The sequence below is a fragment of the Limnohabitans sp. 15K genome, assembly GCF_002778285.1.
Taxonomy (GTDB): domain Bacteria; phylum Pseudomonadota; class Gammaproteobacteria; order Burkholderiales; family Burkholderiaceae_C; genus Limnohabitans_A.
This window is the reverse complement of the sequence record NZ_NESM01000002.1, coordinates 288,984-304,784: the sequence shown is the minus strand read 5'-3', so window position 1 is coordinate 304,784 and position 15,801 is coordinate 288,984. Positions and strand designations below refer to the sequence as shown.

Sequence of the window (15,801 nt, the reverse complement as noted above, 5' to 3'; positions counted from 1 at the left end):
TTTTTCTTGGTTGCGTGCACTTTCTAAAAATATATCAAGTGCCTGTTCATCTGCTAGTTTTCTCGATAGGTATTGGATTTAGGAAGAGTTTTTCCTGCCCCTCCCACTCCATTGGAAACGGCTCCATCAAATCTTTCATTGTCAGATTCGCTGGGTATTTTCCGTCCAGGATGGCTTCAACAACCGTTGGTGATAGATAGGCCAATCGCAAAATGCGGCTCACAAACGATGGGCTGATGCTCTCTGACTTAGCCAAGTCTTCAATTGAAGCGTGGGTACCGTCAAATAGTTTCCGGTGCCAGCGGTGGCCGCGAGCCAGCAGTTTGACCATGGCGTTATCAATCAGCGCCTCGCGCCGCTCAATGGCGCGATCCCCGTTGGGTAGCACGATCACGGCCTTGCCCCCACGCCTGCGAAAAGTCATCGGAATCTCGGTGGTGAATCCCGCTTCGGTATCGGTGCTCATGCAGCCTCCAATTCTTTCTGTGGTTCAAGCGTGTCGCGCAACAGCTTGTTCAAGCCCTTGTCGTGCCATTTGATTGCGATGCCGTCCTTGCGCACTGTGATTCGATCAACCAGGGTATGCAGAACCTTGGCCTGCTCCGCTGGGAAGAGTTCGTCCCAGACCGCGTCGATGGACTGCAATGCGCTTATGGCGTTTGTCTCTTCAACTTTGGGCCGCTGAGTATTTACCTCACGCACCGCGTGGGCCAGCACCTCTGGTGAGCGCAGGATGCCGCGCATCTTCTCAACCACCACCTGTTCGATCTCACCGGCGGGGATACGGCAGATGTCGCAGCTTTCTTTGCCGATCTTGATTGAGTCGGTGTTGATGTAGTAGCGGTAGGTCTTGTGCTGCTTGCGCGTCCAGCCAGGCGTGAAGGCCCGTCCTTGTTCAGAAAAAATAAGTCCGCGCAGTAGAGACGGTGCGCTGCCCCGACCCGCCAGCCTCGCCTTATTCATAGGGGTGCCGTTTTTCAGGTGCGTCTGCACCGTATCCCACAGATCTTGCGTGATGATGCCGTCATGCTCACCAGGGAAGTGCTGACCCTTGTAGGCCGCAATGCCTATGTAGACCGGGTTGCTGAAGATCTTGTAGACAAGGCCTTTGGTGATCAACTTGCCTTCGCGGACAACGCCCTTGGCTGTTGTCCATGATTTGGAGGTGACACCGCGCTTGCGCAGGTCTTTGACAATGGTTGCCATCGAGGGCGTAGCCGCAAAGCGAGCAAAAATCTCCTGAACAATGGCTGCTTCTTTGGGGTTGGGCACCAGTTTTCGCTCAACCACGTCATAGCCCAAAGCGGGCATCCCACCCATCCAGATGCCACGCTTGCGTGAGGCAGCAATCTTGTCGCGCACCCGTTCACCGGACAACTCACGCTCAAACTGCGCAAAGGACAGCAGGATGTTGAGCGTCAACCGTCCCATAGAGGTGGTGGTGTTGAAGGACTGGGTGACCGAAACAAAGGTCACCTTGTGCTGATCAAACAGTTCGACCAGCTTTGCAAAGTCGGCAAGAGACCGAGACAACCGATCAATCTTGTAAACCACGATGGTGTTCACCAGGCCCTTACTGACGTCTTCGAGCAGACGCTTGATGGCCGGGCGTTCAAGCGTACCTCCTGAGAAGCCGCCGTCGTCATACCGGTCCTTGAGCGTTACCCAGCCCTCAGACTTTTGGCTGGCAATGTAATTTGCGCAGGCATCGTGTTGGGCGTCCAGTGAGTTGAAGTTTTGGTCCAAGCCTTCTTCGGTGGACTTGCGTGTGTAGATCGCGCACAGGACTTTAGGGCTGGTAGCCATCAGACGCTCCTTCCAGAAGACAAGCCAAAAAAGGTCCAACCGTTTCGGTTGGTGCCTGTAATCACCATGGCTATGCGTGAAATGGACTTGTAGCGTTGACCCGCGTATTCGAAATCGTCAACGTGCACCACCACCTCGTGGCGCTCACCATCCCATTCCCGAATCAGGCGCGTTCCGCAGATGGGCCTGCCATCAACCCTGCGGCGGCGAACATCGGCTTTGCCGCCATCGAGTTGTTCGCCAAGCTTCTCTAGGCGCTTGACGGTCTCGCGGCGTAGGCCCCCAAGGGCCAGCTCCTGAATCCGGTATGCCAGACGCGTTTCAAGGAAGCGCCGGTTAAACGGCGGTGGTTCGGTCTGAAACATTTCTCGCCACATTTGCTTGAGGTCAGGTGTGGGCGAGGTTTTAAGGGCTGCAACGCGTGCAATAAGTGAGTCATTCATGGGTGTTGTCCTTGGTAGTCAAAACACCTGTATGAACGCTCTCTTCGGTACGGTTAGCAAGTTGAGCTTCGCGTTTTTGGCGGTCCAGCAGGCGAATAGCGCCCTGAGCCAGGATTGAGCCGATGACGGCCATGGGGCTGGGCTCTGCGGTCGGAGTTGGTTGTGGGGTGTGTTTTGGGGCGGTCATGAAGGTTCATACCGCCCCCGGGTGTGGTTTTTCTCAGGGCGCTTGCCCCCTTTGCGGGTGCGTTTAAAGGGCACTTGCACAAAATTTTGTCGTTGCGCTATAATGCAACGACGTAACGACTATCTAGGACTTTCATGAACCCATTTGGCACCTATGTGCGAACCAAGCGAGAGGAGGCTGGCATGACGCTAACCGAATTCGCTCGGCAACTGGAGATCAGTCCCGCCTACTGGTCTCGCATCGAAACAGGGCGTGAAAACCCCCCAAAAGATGAACTGATCAAAAAGGCAGCAACCATCCTTGGTTTGAGTGAGGATGAGTTGTTCATTGAGGCATCCCGACTGCCCCCCGACATGCAAGAGGAAGTAGCTGAGGTCGTTCGTCTGTATCGCTCCCTCAACAAGAAACCGTAAGCCCCGCCTATGCCAGCCCTCAAACTGCACTACCGACATAACCACCGTTACGAGCCACATTACCCGAGCCATGGAGACATTGAACGGGTGGCCAGTGAGGTGCGGCGGCAACTTGGGCTTTCAGACCGCCGTGCATTGACCATTGCGGACGTTGCTGCAATCAGCGAACTAAATGTCAATGGCGTGGCATACGATGTTTGGCTTGACCTTGAACACCAAGTCCATGATGAACAAAAAAATCCGGTGTTCGGAGTATTCGAGTTCACCCCAACAAGTTCTGTCGATGCGGTTTCAGTTTGCGTATCCCCAGCTAGCTCTGGCATTAGCGAAGAACTGCGTTTGTCGACATTGGCTCATGAGATGGGCCATGCAATTTTTGATGGCCCTTCGCTTGTGTCACACCACCAGAATCAGCCGCTTGCAGATTTGATGCAAACGGGTACCGTTCGCGCTTTCAGATTGGTGACAGAAACACAGGCGCAATTGCAAAAAGCTGACACCCTTCTGCCTTCTCATATTCGGTTTGCAGAACTGCGGGCCAATGAATTCATGGGCTCGCTCTTGGTGCCTCGAGATCTGTTGTGGGACGCGGTGATGGAAGAAGCCCCCAAGCACGCCCTTGAAATCCGTTACGGTGAAGACACGCTTTTCGCGGAGACCCCGGATGGTGAGAAAAAGATCGTCTGGTCTGAAGTCACCTATGACATGGACTGCTGGTCGTTTACACGAGCCTTGGCTCCGCATTTCGGGGTCACTCCAGCATTCATCGAAGTGCGCATGATGCGATACGGGATGATTTCGTCGGCAAACAAGGCCAACTGACCGGACCAATTAACAGTGGGCACCTGCGGGTGCCTTTTCTTGAACTATATCGTTAACCATTGACTAAACGCGCAAAGGCAAAAGAAGATGAAAAACCAACCAATTGACCCAACATACCTCGATGCTGCATTTGCTGCAGCAGCAACGCGAACTTACCGACTCGCCGCACGCCTGGGACTTCCAAGCGCGGACAGGGAAGACTTGCAGCAAGAGTTACTGCTTGATTTGCTTGAACGAGCTCCGGGGTTTGATCCGCAACGCGCCAGCGCCAACACCTACACCGGGTTGGTGTCAAAGCACCGCGCCGTTGAAGTTCTTGATGAACTGATGAAAGACCGCGCTCGCATCTGCTTCTTCTCGGCGGGAAGTGAAGCAGCCAATGACCCGCAAATGGGTGATCCAGAGCAGCACATCGACGACAACCTGGTGCCTATGTGGGCAGATGAAACCGATTTGATCAGTGACCACATGGCTTTGTTGGACCTGGATAAAGCCCGGAAGTACATGAACGATGAGCAACTCGAATTTTTTGATTTGCTTGATGCCCACCTTGACGTGTCCAGTGCCTGCAAAGCTAGTGGTATGTCCAGTGCCACGTTTTATCGGCGTGTCAATGAAATGCAAATGCACCTTCGAATGTTCGGCTTCAGGTTGGCGGCGTAAGCCCAATACCGCAGGCCAAAGTGGCCTGAGAAAAACCATGGCCTCGACCAGTAAGAACCTATATATCGCGTGAAAAGCAAAGAGCAGTGAGCTCCGCCATCAGCGCGATTGCAAGAGACGGCAGCACCACCCGGTCGGGTTGTGCAAGCCAATTGATCAACACGCTGATGGAGCCTGCAATTGTTAGCACCTACAAAATTTCTCGAAATCACCCAGGCCCACCTGGGTTTACCACCAGACCCAATGCCGCTCGTCCAAGAGCGCAAAGTCTACGTGCCAACTGTTGCCTTGAGTGAGGCAAACCTGTGCGACTGGATTGCCAGTGCATCAGTGGGGCAAGCCATTCTTTATCACGAGGGCTTGTTATTACGAGATCGCTCAGAGATCAGCAGTGACCGCTCAACCAAAGAGCGCGCACGCATCCATGCCCTCGCGCGCAGAGCTTGGATCGCATGCGAATTCGGTCTCGTGCATCTATTTAGCCAACGTATTTCAGATAACAACTATCGGTATCTGGCCATACGAACAAGCAGTTCCCTAAAGCCACCAGAAATTCGCGCTCAATTGCGCACCGCACAACCCGCCCCCCGTAAAGCCCATTGAAAGAGAGATACAGATGATCGCCACATCCGCCATCCTGGACGAAATCGGCCAGCTTTCCATGGCAGAGCTTGATGCTTTGCCACTTGCTGAACTGGACCACCTGATCAGGCAGGTCAGTGAAGTTCGTGATACCGCCCGACACTATGAAGCGGCGTTGCACTCAACGCTGAACAATCGTTTTGCACAACAGGCCCAACAGCTTCGCCAAGAGGCTGGCAAGTCCACCGGCACGGTGCGCTTTGAAGTCGACGGCTACTTGGTCGTCGCCGATTTGCCCAAACGTCCTGAGTACAACCAGGTCAAGCTCAAAGAAGCCGTGGAAGCCCTGCGCAAGTGGGGCGAGGACCCTGAGAACTACGTCGGCATCGAAATCAAAGTTGCCGAGTCCAAGTACACCGCCTGGCCGCCCGGAATCCGCGACTTATTCGAGCCTGCACGCACGCTCAAAACCGGTAAGCCCAGCTACAAGCTCGAGCAGATCAAGACCGGAGAAATCCCCGACGCTGCCAACGACAGTCACTTTGGTGGGGGTGTGTGATGGCCATTTCACTTGCACAACTCACCCGCGCCAATACGCCCAAGCCACCTCGCATTCTGATTCACGGTGTTGCGGGCGTTGGTAAAACCACCTTCGCCGCCGAAGCCAGCAAGCCTGTGTTCGTGCAAACGGAAGACGGTCTGGGAACAATTCCGGCAGCTAGCTTCCCGCTTGCACGCACGTTTGAGGAAGTCCTTGAGTCACTGGCCTCGCTCTACACCGAAGACCATGACTTCAAAACCGTGGTCATTGACAGCGTTGACTGGCTCGAGCCCTTAGTTTGGGGCAAGGCCTGCCGCGACAACGGCTGGGGATCGATTGAAGACGCCGGGTACGGCAAAGGCTACGTGGCCGCTTTGAGCCTATGGCGTCAGTACATCGACGGCCTGAACGCACTGCGTGACGACCGTGGCATGACCATTGTGCAAATCGCGCACACCGACATCAAGCGTTTTGACTCGCCCGAGCACGACCCCTATGACCGGTACGTCATCAAGTTGCACACCCGTGCAGCGGCGCTGATGCAGGAGCACTCCGACATCGTGCTCTTTGCCAACTACCGCATCTCAACCGTGAAGGCCGATGTCGGCTTCAACAAAAAAGTAAACCGCGCCATGGGCTCGGGCGAGCGGGTGATTCACACCGCCGAGCGCCCAGCCTTTTTGGCCAAGAACCGCTATGGCCTTCCCGAGACCCTGCCACTGGACTGGCAGTCCTTTGCCCAGGCCATGCCCGATGTGATCAAGCCCATGTTGATCGCCAACCCAGTCACCCCCACCAACCCAACCACCTGAAATTGAAATAGGAGAAATCACCATGGCTTCATTCGGACAAACTTTCGACGCATCCTCAGTTGAACCCAGCAGCGGCTACGAAGTCCTGCCACCCGGTAAATACCTAGCCCAAATTGTTGCAAGCGAAATGCGTGCAACCAAAGACGGCATGGGCCAGTACCTCTACCTTGAGGTGGATGTCATTGAGGGGCAGTACGCAGGCCGCAAGCTCTTTGATCGCCTGAACCTCATCAATGCCAATGCAGATGCTGTGCAAATCGCACAGCGCACGCTGTCTTCTATCTGCCGTGCCGTTGGCAAGTTGCAGGTCAGCAATTCGGAGCAGTTGCACCTCATTCCATTGATTGCTGATGTGCGTGTGCGCCCCCCGAAGGGCATGTATGGCGAGAGCAACTCGGTCCGCTACCTGCCTCGCAGCGGTCAGGCAGCAAACGCCCCCACATTCAGCACTGGTCCAGCCAACCCGTCAGCGCGTCCTGCCGTTGCTACAGCAACGCCTGCTGCCAACGGACTGCCCTGGAAGCGCCAAGCCTGAGGTCGCACTGCATGCAAGAACACTTCACATTGCATCAACACGCGCTTGAGCCGGTTCACCTGCCGGACTCTGCGCAGGGCTGTCGGGAGCGAATGGCTGCGCTGCAAGGCGAGATTGCTTCCATTCGTATTCAGATCGCAACGACTGACATTCGGCGGCAAACAGAGAAGAAGACGCTTGATGCTGCCTGGTTCCATCGCGCCAAAACCGCGCTGCGTTTAAAGCAGCAGGAACTGGCGCAGGTGACTGTGCATCTTGCAACCTTTGATAAACGCGCTGCGCCCAAGCACCGTGATGCCTTCAAAGACACTTTGATTGAAGTGGTGCGTGAAAACTGCAATGACCAGGAGTGGGCAGGCCTGGTGCAACGTGCACGTGACCTGCACGCCAGCCAGGGAGAAAACCATGGCTGAATTGCCCGCCATCACAAGCCTTACCCGCGAGGCCATCTTCTCTGGCTATGAAGCAGATGCCAGTGATGGGTTTCGCAGCCACCTTGGCGCGTCCCTCATTGGCAAGGAATGCGAGCGTGCGCTTTGGTACGACTTTCGCTGGGTCACGCGCAGCAAGCACCCAGGCCGACTTCTGCGCTTGTTTGAAACCGGTCAATTGGAGGAGGCGCGCCTGGTGCTGAACCTGAGACGCACCGGTGCGACTGTGCTGGAAGTCGATCCCGAGACTGGACGTCAGTTTCGTGTTCAAGCCCATGGCGGCCATTTTGGTGGTTCGCTCGATGGCGTTGCCATCAATTTGCTTGAAGCACCCAAAGTCTGGCACGTGCTGGAGTTCAAGACGCACTCCAACAAGAGCTTTGGCGATCTGGTGGCCAAGAATGTACGCGAGTCCAAACCGCAGCACTTTGCCCAGATGCAAATCTACATGCACCTGATGGGAATTACCCGATCGATGTACTTGGCTGTGAACAAGGACACCGATGACCTGTATGTCGAACGCGTGGAGGCAGATGTCACTTATGCGGAACTTCTTCTGGAAAAAGCTCGGCGAATCATCTTTACCCAAACACCACTGCCACGCATCAGCGAAGAGCCAAGTTGGTATCAGTGCCGCATGTGTGACCACGCACCGGTTTGCCATGCAAGTGGCAACAGCGTGGTGGCACCTGCGATCAATTGCCGTACTTGCCTGCACTCAACACCCGTGGATGGTGGTTGGCATTGCGACCGGCATCAAAAGCGCCTGACCGAAGTAGATCAGCGCAGCGGCTGTGAGCAGCACCTGTATTTGCCACCACTTGTTCCTGCTACGCAAGTCGATGCGGGTGACGACTGGGTTGACTACGAATTTACCAACGGTGTTCGCTGGCGCGATGCCGGTTTGAACAAGCACGCCGCCAACTGAATCCCCAACCGCAAACCTAAACGCAATTGAAAAAGGAGTCCCGTCATGAGCTTTTCCCTCCGCCCCTACCAAAGCGCTGCCATCCAAGGCATCTACAACTATTTCCAAGATGAGAGCGGCAACCCGCTGGTGGTGATTCCAACCGCTGGTGGCAAGTCCCTTGTCATGGCCACCTTTGTTGAGGGCGTGCTCAAAGCCTTTCCAGATCAGCGCATCCTGATCGTGACTCATGTGCGTGAGCTGATTGAACAGAACTTTGCCGAACTCAAAAAGCTTTGGCCGCAAGCCCCGGCAGGGATTTATTCAGCAGGTCTTAAGAAGCGTGAGATCCGTGCGCAGATTTTGTTTGCTGGCATCCAGTCCATTCACAAGCGTGTGTATGACGTTCAGCAGTGCGATCTGGTGTTGATTGATGAAGCGCATTTGATCCCACGCTCCTCAAACACGATGTACCGCAAGTTTCTTGATGGCTTGAAGCGCATTAACCCCATGCTCAAAGTGATTGGTCTGACGGCCACGCCATACCGCCTTGACTCTGGGTTGTTGCATGAAGGTAGTGAGGCCATCTTCACTGACATCGCCTACGAGGTTTCGGTGCGCGAGTTGATTGATGACCACTACCTTTCGCCACTGATCTCCAAACGCATGGCAACGCAAATTGACCTCACTGGTGTGGGTACACGCGGCGGTGAGTTCATCCCGAAGGATTTGGAAGCGGCCATTGACCAGGACGCGATCACACAAAGCGCAGTCAATGAAATCTTCTCGTACTCAACAAACCGCAAAAGCTGGCTGATCTTCTGTGCTGGCGTGGACCATGCGTACCACGTGCGTGATGCGGTGCGCAGCAGAGGGGTGACCTGCGAGACGATTGTGGGCGATACGCCCAGCGCCCAGCGCGAAGCGATCATCAATGACTTCAAGGCCGGACGAATTCAGTGCCTGACCAATGCCAATGTCTTGACGACAGGCTTTAACGCTCCTGCGGTAGACCTGATTGCCATGCTGCGCCCGACCAAGTCGGCGGGCTTGTATGTGCAGATCGTTGGTCGTGGCTGCCGCCTTGCACCGGGCAAGACCGACTGCTTGGTTCTCGACTTTGCCGGGAACATTGCGCGCCACGGACCCATTGACGCCATCAAGCCCAAGACACCCAAAGCGGGTGAAGACGGCGATGCGCCCACCAAAGCCTGCCCTGAGTGCGACAGCATCGTGCACGCGGCGGTACGTCAGTGCCCCGACTGTGGCCACATGTTCCCGGAGCCGCAAATCAAGATTGACGCCAAAGCCAGCACTTTGGACATCCTCTCTGGCGGTCCACCCGAGTGGGTGCCCGTGACACGGGTCAGCTATGCCCGGCACGACAAGACTGGTAAGCCGCCGTCACTTCGAGTTGATTACTGGAGTGGACTGAGTTCCCACAGCGAATGGGTTTGCATTGAGCACCAGGGCTATGCGCGGCAAAAGGCTGCGAGCTGGTGGGCAAACCGAGCACCGGGGCTGCCACTTCCCCGTGGTGTTGATGAAGCTCTGGCCGTATCGCTGCGGCTCAAGTGCCCATCGCAGATCGCGGTGCGCCCGAGCGGGCGTTACACAGAAATCGTCGGCGCGCGCTTTTGATGTCGAGCGCATAAATGATGTGCGCCATTTGCAGGCGCGATGCCCGAGGGTATGGGTTCGCGCCATGTTTGATCCGTATTGATGCGCCGAGCGTGAAGTTGTGTTCGAGGCGCTGTCAAAACATTGCAGCAAGGCTAAAGGGAATGATTGATCCAAACCAACATGAAACCAATGCTCTGGCGGCGGCCTGCCAGACAGGTGGCGAGTACGTCGAGTCACTTGCCAAAACAGACTTGGCCACCTTCACCGCAGTGGAGTGGTCAACCTTGATTGATGTGGTCGTGACCGCCTTTCAAGACTCACTTCGCACTGCCTATGCAGATGACCCACCATTTTGAAGGAACGCATGAATCCAAATAATTACATGGCCCATCTTGGGGCCACGCTCGTAGATCGCGGCTATGCCATTTTGCCGATCCAGCCTAGCACTAAGAAGCCGGGCATGTTTCGCCTGGGTGCCTGGCAAGACTATCCCAAGTGGAGCCGTCACTGTGAGCGCGACACGACTGAAAACGAAGTCGATATCTGGGGCGACTGGCCCGAAGCTGGCATTGGTATTGCCGCAGGCAAGGTGATTGGCATCGACATTGATGTGCTGCAGTCCAAAGACATCGCTGTTCAGATTGAGGGCTTAGCCAAGCGGCTGCTGGGCGACACACCTGCAGTTCGTATCGGCAACGCCCCCAAGCGATTGCTGGTGTACCGTGCGGCCCAGCCCTTCAGTGGATTTAAGTTCCCGCCCATTGAGGTCTTGGGTGTGGGGCAGCAGTTCATCGCCTATGGCATTCACCCGGATACCGGCAAGCCCTACGAGTGGCCCGTGCAAACCTTGGCCGACCTGAAAATCGAAGAACTGCCTGTCATCACCGAGGCACAGGCTCGAGAGTTTGCGCGCCAGGCTTACGAGATGGTCCCCGAATCTATGCGCCCCAAAAGTCTGGCTGTAGGTTTGAAGTCTCCAGAGGCGTTCGCCAATCTGCCTGAGCAACGCGGCACGTTCGAGGCAGTGCAAGACGCGCTTCAGTACATCCCCAACCAGGACCTGGACTACGACAGTTGGGTGCGCATTGGCATGGCCATCAAAGGTGCGCTTGCCGAGCAGGGGTGGCCGCTCTTTGAGTCCTGGTCTGCGTCGTCCAGTAAAAACGATGCCAAGACAACCGCTAAAAGTTGGGGGAGCTTTTCGCCTCAGCGCATTGGGGCGGGAACCATCTACAAGCTGGCGCTGGACAACGGCTGGATTCCAGATGCTGATCTGCAGCTCAATGGTGAGATTGTGATGAACGGACACCACCCGGCCAAGGAGATGCTGCAAACGCTGCAAACATCAAACCCCATCACGATTGGTGGATCAGGTGCACCTCCCGTGCTGCCACCACCCAAACCACTGCCGACGGGCTGGGATCAAGTTGGCGGCGTGATTGCCGACATGATGGCGCTCATGGCAACGACGGCAAAGCGTCCACAGCCTGTGCTGGCGCTTGGAGCGAGTTTGTGTGCCATCGGCGCGCTGATGGGGCGTAAGTACCGCACCGAGAGCAACACGCGCTCGAACCTTTATGTCGTAGGTATCGCTGAGAGCGGCGCAGGCAAGAACCACAGCCGCGTGGTTATCAACGAGCTATTCCGCAAGGCCGGGTTGCTGCAATACCTGGGCGGCAACAAGATCGCATCGGGTTCCGGTCTTTTGACAGCCATCCAGCGTCAGCCCGCCATTCTTTTTCAGCTAGATGAGTTCGGTATGTTTTTGTCGGCAGCCGCTGACCGTAAACGCTCCCCGCGCTACGTGTGTGAAATCCTGGATCTGATGACCGAGCTGTACACCACATCAGGCACGACTTACTTTGGCATTGAGTACGCAAGCAACCAACTCAACAACGCGCACCGTGCCATTCACCAGCCCTGCGCTTGCATCTACGGCACCACCACACCCTTGCACTTTTGGCAGGCGCTGCAGGCGTCGAATGTGGCCGACGGTTCATTGGCGCGCTTTCTGATTCTGGAGAGCGAGGACGATTTCCCCAATAGCAACGAACTTTTTGGCACGATAGATCCCCCGCAAGATCTCATCGACCGACTGCTGCTGATCCACCAGGGAGGTGGTCAGTTGAACGGCAACCTCACGGATGTGGGCGCGATTGATGAAGTGCTGGTGGATCCGCGTGTCGTTCCGATGACCGCGCAAGCGCGTGACGCGTTTCGCTTGCTAGACCACGAGTTGTTGACAAAGCTTCGCTTATCGAGAGGCACCGGTTTTTCATCGATCTTGGCGCGCATTGAAGAGAACGCCACCAAATTGGCTCTCATTCGCGCTGTGTCGCGCGACGCGGTGACACCGCAGATCGAGGACCACGACGCGCACTGGGGAATTGCGCTCTCGCGCCACTGTGCCGAGCTGACTATTCGAGAAGCAAGCGCGCGCGTTTCAGAAAACCAAGTCGAGTCCAACCACAAGCGCGCTTTGCAAATCCTGCGTGATGGCGATGCCGCTGGTATGTCAAAGAGCGAGTTCACACGGCGCACCCAGTTCATGGACCACCGCCAGCGAGATGGCGTGCTGCGTACCTTAACGGACGCCCACCTGGTTGAGGTGTTCGCCATGCCAACGGGCGGCAGACCCAGCCAGTGGATCAAGCTGGCGGGAAATGATGTCCCAACTGAACAGTGAACGGTCTATGAGGACTTCATTCAATTACGACCTTCTTTCAAAGGGGGTGCCTCTATATACAAATAAATACAGGGGTAGCTATACGCACCCAAAAATCCTCGCGCGCGCGAAACGCCTGCCCTAGAGGTGGTCAGAGAGAGACATAGGTATATATATTGAAAGAAGAAGTATTGAAATAAGTACCCCACCAGACCCGGACTCCACCTTTGAAAGATGAAGTATTGAAATAAGCCCCGCCATCTGTTGAAGACTTTTTGTAAGCCCTGATAACCGCATCCGATTGAAAAAATCGGAAATGACAGACATGAGGGAGCCGCACCCGCCCTGACACGGCTTTGGTGCCAGTGCTCCTCCAGGTCGCACAAGAAAACTTGTACGAACCCTTGGAGGAAATCCCTGATGAATTACAAATCAACCCCACGCCTCGTCATCCTGGCTCTTGACCTGGGTACGACCACCGGCTGGGCACTGCGCTCGGCAAACGGTCCTGTGGCGCATGGCTTCGTGAGCTTCAAGTCCCAACGCTTTGAGGGCGGTGGCATGCGCTATCTGCGCTTTGGACGTTGGCTCGATGACATGCTCGCCTTGAGTGGCTCAGAGAGTGACGCACCAACCGATTCAGCGGTCATTGGAGCCGTTTACTTTGAAGAGGTGCGCCGTCACCTCGGCGTAGATGCTGCGCATGTCTACGGCGGTTTGCTGGCCACGCTGACCGCATGGTGTGAGCGTCACCAGATACCGTACCAAGGTGTGCCTGTGGGCACCATCAAACGCCATGCCACTGGCAAAGGCAACGCGGGCAAGGCCGAGGTGATTGCGGCCATGAAAGCGCTGGGCCACCCAGTCACCGACGACAACGAGGCGGATGCTCTTGCGCTCTTGCACTGGGCGCTGGCGCAGTGTACGGATCCCGCCTTGAGCAAGGAGGTGCGCCATGGCTAAAAAGCAAGTTGCACAGCCATTGACCCATGGCACTTTGGTGAGTCTGCCCGGCGGTCGGGTTGGTGAGTGGATCAGTGAGGCGGAGGAAGGCACCAGCTTTCGCACCGAGCATTTCCGGACTGTCGACTCGCTCGGCCTTTTGATGCGCAATGGCGCGATCACGGCGCAGATGCACGACGCGGGTCAGGACTTCTCTCGCACATTTGTTTTTGCTCAGCTAAGTTCAGCGGGCTCACCACCGCTTGATCGCATACCTGGTGGTCATTGGCAGGACACGATGACTGAGCGCTGTGCCTGGGCTAGAAAGCGGTTGGGTGAGGCGCTCGATGCGGTGGGCGGTATCGGCAGCCCCGGTGGTTGCGCTGTCTGGCACGTGGCCGGTTTGGGTCAAAGCGTGAAGGAGTGGTCTGCCCAAGAAGGGTGGAACGGACGATCACTCAATCAATATGAAGCCAAGGGTATTTTGGTTGGCGCTTTGGGGGTGTTGGCGGTGCATTACGGGTACTCGCGATAAATCATCAAATAACCTATTGACGCGGTATATATCGAAGCGGTAGCATTCAGCTAATCACTCAAATTACGCCCACACGGTTCGCGCCTTGTGGGCGTTTTGTTTGGGTCTTCACCTCTCACATCTATCGCGCTTGCAAGTACCCGCTACCGGTCGACTTACACGCTGCGCTTCAACCCGAAAGCTTGCAAATGACACCCGAGATCCGAATGGTCCCGGTGGATTCGCTCATCCCGTATGCGCGAAACGCCCGCACCCACAGCGAAGACCAGGTGGCACAAATTGCCGCATCCATCTCCGAGTTTGGTTTTACCAATCCCATCCTGACAGACGGCGAAAAAGGCGTGATCGCAGGACATGGCCGCTTGGCTGCCGCGCGCAAACTCTCACTGACACAAGTGCCCGTGATTGAGCTGGGCCACCTCACCGCAATTCAAAAGAAAGCCTACATCCTGGCCGACAACCGCATTGCTGCAAACGCTGGCTGGGACGAAGAGTTGCTCAAGCTTGAGATTGCCGAACTCGATGAGGCTGACTTCAATCTGGAGTTGATGGGCTTTGGTGACGAAGAACTCGAGCGTTTGCTCAATGGCGACGGCGACACTACGGGCCTGACCGAAGACGATGCAGTACCCGAATTGCCAGCCGAACCTGTTTCCAAAACAGGTGATGTGTGGGTCTTGGGTCAGCACCGTTTGCTGTGTGGTGACTCCACAGTGCTCTCCGATGTGGAGCGCCTTATGAACGGTCAACTCGCCGACATGGCGTTCACTGATCCACCCTACAACGTGGACTACGGCAACAACGCCAAAGACAAGATGCGCGGCAAGGACCGCCGCATCATGAACGATGCGCTCGGTGACGGGTTCTACAAGTTCCTTTATGACGCCTGTGTCAACTTGTTGGTGGTCACCAAAGGTGCCTGCTACGTGTGCATGAGCTCATCCGAGTTGCACACACTGCAAAAGGCCTGGCTTGATGCGGGTGGCAAGTGGTCGACATTTGTGATCTGGGCTAAGAACACTTTCACGCTCGGTCGCGCCGACTACCAGCGCCAGTACGAGCCCATCCTCTACGGATGGAAGGACGGCGCTAAACACTTCTGGTGCGGCGACCGCGACCAGTCAGACATTTGGAATTACAACAAGCCTCGCGTGAACGACCTGCACCCGACGATGAAACCGGTGGAGTTGGTAGAGCGTGCCATTAAGAACTCATCGAAGACGCGTGACATCGTGATCGACTTGTTTGGCGGCTCTGGCACCACGCTCATTGCCTGCGAAAAAACCAATCGACAGGCACGACTCATGGAGATGGATCCCAAGTATGTGGACGTGATCGTCAAGCGCTGGGAGGACTTCACAGGACAGAAAGCCACCCGTGAATCGGATGGCTCTGCGTTTTCGGATCTTGCGCCGCAAGGTCAGTCTGTTTTGGATGCTGTGGGGAGCGAGCTGGAGGGTGAGACCCTGTAGACCCGCTCACCACCGCTTTCCTTGACGGAGTCGATGGTCAGGCCCAGTTTCTTTTTCAAAGTCCCGGCCATGCATCCGCGCACCGTGTGCGCTTGCCATCCTGTGGCCTCCACCATTTGAGGGAGGGTTGCACCTTCGGGGCGTTTCATCAGATCGATGAGTACCGACTGTTTGCTGCCTTCGCGTTTGGGTTTGGCCGGTGGCTCAATACCAATGGCCTTCATGCCTGCAACGGTGATGGCAAAACGGGTAGAGCCCTCTGGTCCTTTGCTGTGGGGTCTGATCAGGCCTTCATTGCCAAGGCTAGTTAGTACCTTGATCAATGCACCACCTTTGAGGTTGGACGGGAAGTCGGTCAGCACATGCTGAGGATGGCTGGCTGCAGCGTTGAGAAGCAAGGTTTGGCTGGGTGTGAGTTTCAT

At 55.9% G+C, this 15,801-nt stretch carries 20 protein-coding genes; 15 read left to right on the top strand and 5 right to left on the bottom strand.

Annotated elements, in window-relative coordinates; genetic code table 11:
* Positions 1-46: 46 nt before the first annotated feature.
* Genes B9Z40_RS10245 through B9Z40_RS17200 form a run of 4 tightly spaced genes read right to left on the bottom strand, consistent with a single transcriptional unit; the run spans position 47 to position 2,382 of the window.
* Positions 47-466: a hypothetical protein gene (locus tag B9Z40_RS10245; RefSeq protein WP_100173254.1), complete on the bottom strand. Its 420-nt coding sequence runs from the start codon at positions 464-466 to the stop codon at positions 47-49.
* Entirely contained in the window at positions 463-1,806 is a 1,344-nt protein-coding gene (locus tag B9Z40_RS10240) for a recombinase family protein (protein ID WP_100173253.1), read from the bottom strand. Before B9Z40_RS10240 ends, B9Z40_RS10245 begins: the two co-directional genes overlap by 4 nt.
* Positions 1,806-2,249 (bottom strand): DUF2924 domain-containing protein, encoded by a 444-nt coding sequence (locus B9Z40_RS10235; RefSeq protein WP_100173252.1) that lies wholly within the window; start codon positions 2,247-2,249, stop codon positions 1,806-1,808. The genes B9Z40_RS10240 and B9Z40_RS10235 overlap by 1 nt, the downstream gene beginning before the upstream one ends.
* The gene (locus B9Z40_RS17200) at positions 2,242-2,382 is read right to left on the bottom strand and encodes a hypothetical protein (RefSeq protein ID WP_158238078.1); all 141 of its coding nucleotides are present in this window, start codon (positions 2,380-2,382) and stop codon (positions 2,242-2,244) included. The genes B9Z40_RS10235 and B9Z40_RS17200 overlap by 8 nt, the downstream gene beginning before the upstream one ends.
* 188 nt (positions 2,383-2,570) lie before the next feature.
* On the opposite strand from B9Z40_RS17200, the gene B9Z40_RS10230 reads away from it, so the two are divergent.
* The 15 genes from B9Z40_RS10230 to B9Z40_RS10165 all read left to right on the top strand — a co-directional run bounded on the left by B9Z40_RS10230 (position 2,571) and on the right by B9Z40_RS10165 (position 15,379).
* A complete protein-coding gene (locus B9Z40_RS10230) occupies positions 2,571-2,849 on the top strand; it encodes a helix-turn-helix transcriptional regulator (RefSeq protein WP_100173251.1) in 279 nt (92 codons plus the stop codon).
* A gap of 9 nt (positions 2,850-2,858) precedes the next feature.
* The gene (locus tag B9Z40_RS17105) at positions 2,859-3,671 is read left to right on the top strand and encodes an ImmA/IrrE family metallo-endopeptidase (RefSeq protein WP_143473960.1); all 813 of its coding nucleotides are present in this window, start codon (positions 2,859-2,861) and stop codon (positions 3,669-3,671) included.
* An 87-nt stretch (positions 3,672-3,758) separates the two neighbouring features.
* Complete coding sequence (locus tag B9Z40_RS10220) at positions 3,759-4,334, top strand: sigma factor (protein ID WP_100173249.1); 576 nt, start codon at positions 3,759-3,761, stop codon at positions 4,332-4,334.
* 180 nt (positions 4,335-4,514) lie between these two features.
* Entirely contained in the window at positions 4,515-4,937 is a 423-nt protein-coding gene (locus B9Z40_RS17100) for a hypothetical protein (protein WP_143473959.1), read from the top strand.
* A 13-nt stretch (positions 4,938-4,950) separates the two neighbouring features.
* Positions 4,951-5,475, top strand: a complete 525-nt coding sequence (locus tag B9Z40_RS10215) for a hypothetical protein (protein WP_100173248.1) — start codon at positions 4,951-4,953, stop codon at positions 5,473-5,475.
* Entirely contained in the window at positions 5,475-6,269 is a 795-nt protein-coding gene (locus B9Z40_RS10210; protein WP_100173247.1) for an ATP-binding protein, read from the top strand. Before B9Z40_RS10215 ends, B9Z40_RS10210 begins: the two co-directional genes overlap by 1 nt.
* Positions 6,270-6,291: 22 nt before the next feature.
* Positions 6,292-6,804, top strand: coding sequence for a DUF669 domain-containing protein (locus B9Z40_RS10205; protein WP_100173246.1), 513 nt, complete (start codon positions 6,292-6,294; stop codon positions 6,802-6,804).
* 11 nt (positions 6,805-6,815) lie between these two features.
* The gene (locus B9Z40_RS10200; RefSeq protein WP_143473958.1) at positions 6,816-7,217 is read left to right on the top strand and encodes a hypothetical protein; all 402 of its coding nucleotides are present in this window, start codon (positions 6,816-6,818) and stop codon (positions 7,215-7,217) included.
* A complete protein-coding gene (locus B9Z40_RS10195; RefSeq protein ID WP_100173244.1) occupies positions 7,210-8,163 on the top strand; it encodes an oxidoreductase in 954 nt (317 codons plus the stop codon). Before B9Z40_RS10200 ends, B9Z40_RS10195 begins: the two co-directional genes overlap by 8 nt.
* A gap of 45 nt (positions 8,164-8,208) precedes the next feature.
* Positions 8,209-9,783: a DEAD/DEAH box helicase gene (locus B9Z40_RS10190; RefSeq protein WP_100173243.1), complete on the top strand. Its 1,575-nt coding sequence runs from the start codon at positions 8,209-8,211 to the stop codon at positions 9,781-9,783.
* Between the two features lie 68 nt (positions 9,784-9,851).
* The gene (locus tag B9Z40_RS10185) at positions 9,852-10,121 is read left to right on the top strand and encodes a DUF6511 domain-containing protein (RefSeq protein ID WP_143473957.1); all 270 of its coding nucleotides are present in this window, start codon (positions 9,852-9,854) and stop codon (positions 10,119-10,121) included.
* A gap of 8 nt (positions 10,122-10,129) precedes the next feature.
* Complete coding sequence (locus B9Z40_RS10180) at positions 10,130-12,451, top strand: PriCT-2 domain-containing protein (protein WP_100173241.1); 2,322 nt, start codon at positions 10,130-10,132, stop codon at positions 12,449-12,451.
* Between the two features lie 399 nt (positions 12,452-12,850).
* A complete protein-coding gene (locus tag B9Z40_RS10175; RefSeq protein WP_019425663.1) occupies positions 12,851-13,393 on the top strand; it encodes a hypothetical protein in 543 nt (180 codons plus the stop codon).
* On the top strand, positions 13,386-13,907 hold the full coding sequence (locus tag B9Z40_RS10170; RefSeq protein ID WP_100173240.1) for a DUF6456 domain-containing protein: 522 nt from the start codon (positions 13,386-13,388) through the stop codon (positions 13,905-13,907). Before B9Z40_RS10175 ends, B9Z40_RS10170 begins: the two co-directional genes overlap by 8 nt.
* A 188-nt stretch (positions 13,908-14,095) precedes the next feature.
* Complete coding sequence (locus B9Z40_RS10165; protein ID WP_100173239.1) at positions 14,096-15,379, top strand: site-specific DNA-methyltransferase; 1,284 nt, start codon at positions 14,096-14,098, stop codon at positions 15,377-15,379.
* On the opposite strand, the gene B9Z40_RS10160 is transcribed toward B9Z40_RS10165, so the two are convergent.
* Positions 15,328-15,801, bottom strand: coding sequence for a DUF3489 domain-containing protein (locus tag B9Z40_RS10160; RefSeq protein ID WP_100173238.1), 474 nt, complete (start codon positions 15,799-15,801; stop codon positions 15,328-15,330). The two genes, B9Z40_RS10165 and B9Z40_RS10160, sit on opposite strands and share 52 nt — an antisense overlap.